Origin of the sequence: Halomonas sp. AOP7-B1-5 (assembly GCF_052353045.1) — a bacterium.
Classification (GTDB): Bacteria; Pseudomonadota; Gammaproteobacteria; order Pseudomonadales; family Halomonadaceae; genus Vreelandella; species Vreelandella colorata.
On record NZ_JBQTDC010000111.1, the window covers coordinates 1 to 1,256 of the forward strand.

The 1,256-nt window shown below is 51.8% G+C and carries 1 protein-coding gene; it reads left to right on the forward strand.

Annotation, left to right across the window (positions count from 1 at the left end):
- Positions 1-60: 60 nt before the first annotated feature.
- A protein-coding gene (locus ACT3XD_RS19585; RefSeq protein ID WP_192539960.1) for an IS3 family transposase occupies positions 61-1,226 on the forward strand; the annotation gives its coding sequence in 2 pieces (ribosomal slippage) (positions 61-322 and positions 322-1,226; 1,167 coding nt in all).
- Positions 1,227-1,256 lie beyond the last annotated feature (30 nt).

Consider the following 1,256-nt stretch of genomic DNA (forward strand, 5'->3'; position numbering starts at 1 on the left):
TGATCCTGCCCAGTAACTGTGGACACCTCTAGAATGTAATGCGCTACGATGAGGTGAACCATGGCAAGATCGACGACATCGATGAAGAAAAAATCTTATACCCGTTACTCAGATGCCTACCGTCAAGAAGCGTTAGCACTCGCTGATCGCATAGGCGTTGCCGCAGCGGCTCGTGAACTGGGAATACACGCCAGTCAGCTCTATCAATGGCGCTCTAAAGCTCAGCTTCAGCAAGACACATCTGAACGGGAGCGGTCGTTAGCAGAAGAAAACGCCCGATTGAAGCGCCAATTAGCCGAGGCAAATGAAGAGCTGGCCATCACAAAAAAGGCCGTGGTGTACTTTGCGAAGAGCCTGAAGTGAAGTACGCCTTTATCCATCGTCATCGTCAGGCATTCAGCGTTCAACGCATGTGCCATGTTATTGGGGTCGCCCGAAGTGGCTACTACGCTTGGCAGCAGCGCGAAGGAGTCCCGTCTCCAAGACGCAGCGAGCAAGCCATTCTCGATCAGCGTGTAGCTGATGCTTTTCACCAGCGTAAAGGCCGCTCAGGCGCCCCGAGATTAACCCTAGACCTGCACGATGATGGAGTGCTAATCAACCGTAAGACGGTCGCCGCCAGCTTACAGCGTCAGGGCTTGCGCGCTAAAGCAGCCCGTAAGTTTAAGGCCACCACCAACTCTCGGCATTCGCTGCCGGTGGCTCCTAATCTACTAGCGCAAAACTTCACGGCCTCAACTCCCAATCAAAAGTGGGTGGGTGATATCACCTATCTGGCGACGAGCGAAGGCTGGCTTTACCTAGCAGTACTCATTGATCTTTACTCTCGTAAAGTGGTCGGTTGGGCAATGAGTGAGCGTATGACGGCCGATCTTGTCTGTGACGCGCTACAGATGGCACTATGGAAACGCAAAATGCCCAAAGGCGTCATTGTCCACTCGGATCGAGGCAGTCAGTACTGTTCCACACTTTACCGATCGCTGCTTACTCGGCATGAGCTTAAGTGCAGCATGAGCGCCAAAGGTAACTGTTATGATAATGCCTGTGCCGAAAGCTTCTTCCATAGCCTCAAGGTTGAAGCGATCCATGGAGAGCAATTTAAAACGCGAAGCGATATGAGACGTCAGGTGTTTGAATACATCGAACTCGACTACAACAAGCAACGGCGGCACAGTGCTATAGGGATGATCAGTCCTGAGGTCTTTGAATCTCGAATGATCGCTTAAACTAGTGTCCACTGTTGCTGGGTAAGATCA